The sequence below is a fragment of the Bradyrhizobium sp. genome, assembly GCF_016462955.1.
Taxonomy (GTDB): Bacteria; Pseudomonadota; Alphaproteobacteria; order Rhizobiales; family Xanthobacteraceae; genus Bradyrhizobium.
Window position 1 is genome coordinate 1 of the sequence record NZ_JAEMSD010000892.1, and the last position, 1512, is coordinate 1512.

Here is a 1512-nt window from a genome sequence, read left to right on the forward strand (position 1 = left end):
GGATGGGGGTGGGCGAGGCCGTCGTGCTCTTCAATAAGCCGCTCGCCGACGAGTTTGCCTACCGGTGCAAGCAGGCCGGCCAACTGGCCTCGAAGATGCGCTACCTCTCCGCGCCCTGGGTGGGCCTGCTCGAGAACGGTGGCTGGCTCACCAACGCCATGCGGGCCAACGCGGCCGCAGCCCGGCTGGAACGCGGCTTTCGCGAGATTTCCGGCGTCGAGGTCCTCGGCAACCGGCAGGCGAACGCGGTATTCGCGCGACTGCCCGACGGAATCGCCGCCGCGTTGCGGACCAAGGGGTGGAAGTTCTACAACTTCATCGGTTCGGGGGGCTATCGCTTCATGTGCTCATGGGCGACGGCCGACGCCGCCGTCGACACATTGCTGGCCGACGCCAGGGCCGCGGACACCGCAGGGAACTGACGGGCATGGACGGGCCACGACCAACGCCGCAGCGGGCCGCGGCGCCCCAGCCGGTTGTCATGACCACCCCGGCGCGATCCGGTGTAATCCGGTGGTGCCGCCCGCAGAAGGGTTTTTCCCTCGTCGAGCTCCTGGTGGTGGTGGCGATCATCGCCGTCCTGCTCGGACTGCTCCTTACGGCTGTGGAGTTTACGCGGGAACGAGCGCGGCTGCTGACCTGCTCCAACAGTCTCCGGCAACTCGGCCTGATCACCCACCTCTATCGAGACGCCCGCCGGGGCTTCTTCCCCGACGCCGACAAGACCGGCAACTTCTCCTACCGCATGGCGCCGGGGCTGCGGACGCCCAACGATCCGCAGGCGATCCCCGAGGTCTACGGCCTTGAGGCCGTCTATGCCACGCTCGATCTGCTTCCTATCGAGAGCGGCATCTGGATCTGCCCGAGCCACCCAGACGAACGGCGGGCCTACCGCAACACCTATGCGTTTAGCATCGCCAGCGCCCTGAAGAAGAAAAACCCCGCCAACCAGGCGACGAGTCTTTTCGTATGGGATAACTCGACGCTCTCTCCGGGCCTGTCTGGTTTCCGCGGCCCGTTCAGCGGATACTCGATCCCGACGGCAAAGCGAGTCGAGCCGCATCGCGGCTTCGCCCTGGGGCCGGCCGGCTACAACGCTCTCTATCTCGACGGCCACACCCAGTTCTTCGACAGCGGCCAACAATGATCCGCCGAATGGCACCCAAACCTTCACGGAATGCTCGCATGACGCCATCTTCCCTCGCCGCACGTGGGCATTGTTGCGCATGGCTGGGAGTGCTCGCGGTGTCTTGGAACGTGCTCCCGGCTGCCGCCACGGCCCAAGACGTGGTCACGGTCGTCGTGCCATCGGCGAACGCCGTCGCCGGCTCGGCGGCCCTCGCCACCTTCGGCTACGACCCCACCGGGGCCAACGGCGGCACGATCTATTCCGCCGGTTTCGGTGCGGGGGCTGAGATCCGCCGGATCACCAACGTCGATGGCGTGCAGTCGGTCACGCAACTCGTCGCCCAAGCGGGGTGGACGACATTCCTCAAGGGTGGCGATCCGACC

Annotated in this window: 2 protein-coding genes and 1 pseudogene; all 3 read left to right on the forward strand. The window is 66.7% G+C overall.

Translation table 11 applies throughout. The features are described 5' to 3' along the window. Positions 1 to 422: pseudogene (locus tag JHD07_RS39600) on the forward strand (beta-eliminating lyase-related protein); the annotation flags it as partial. 59 nt (positions 423 to 481) lie between these two features. After that, positions 482 to 1147, forward strand: a complete 666-nt coding sequence (locus JHD07_RS39605) for a type II secretion system protein (RefSeq protein WP_291632067.1) — start codon at positions 482 to 484, stop codon at positions 1145 to 1147. Between the two features lie 38 nt (positions 1148 to 1185). Continuing rightward, positions 1186 to 1512, forward strand: a 327-nt coding sequence (locus JHD07_RS39610) for a hypothetical protein (protein WP_291632068.1), incomplete at its 3' end; no start/stop codon positions are given.